At 64.8% G+C, this 509-nt stretch carries 1 protein-coding gene; it reads left to right on the top strand.

The features are described from left to right. Positions 1 to 509: Ig-like domain-containing protein (locus PJK54_RS17715; RefSeq protein WP_271303511.1), on the top strand; the 509-nt coding region annotated here is incomplete at both ends.

Here is a 509-nt window from a genome sequence, read left to right as displayed (position 1 = left end):
CTGACCTTCACGGCTGCGGGTCTGCCGGACGGTGTCACCATCGATCCGGATACGGGCCGCATCACGGGCACCCTGACTGCCGACGCCTCCCAGAATGGGCCGTTCGAGATCACCGTCACTGCCGATGATGGCAATGGCGGCACCGTCACCGACACCTTCATCCTGACACCGAGCAACACCGCACCGGTCGCCCAGGATGACGCCGTCACCGTCGCCGAGAAGGCGCCGGCCTCCGGCAACGTCCTGGATAACGATGCGGACGGTGGCAACGACACGGATGCCCTGACGGTCAGTCAGGTCGGCGAGGATGCCGCCAATGTCGGTCAGCCGACTGCCGGTGACAACGGTGGCCAGTTCACCGTCAATGCCGACGGCAGCTATGATTTCGCGCCGGGCGCGGACTTCGATGACCTCGCGGTCGGAGAAAGTCGTACCACCACCATCAGCTATCAGGTCAGTGATGGTCAGGGCGGTGTCGATACCGCGACCCTGAGTGTCACCGTGACCGG

The sequence above is a fragment of the Cobetia sp. MMG027 genome (genome assembly GCF_027947415.1).
Lineage (GTDB): Bacteria > Pseudomonadota > Gammaproteobacteria > Pseudomonadales > Halomonadaceae > Cobetia > Cobetia marina.
The sequence above is the reverse complement of the archived record's forward strand: the minus strand, read 5'-3'. Positions and strand labels throughout refer to the sequence as shown.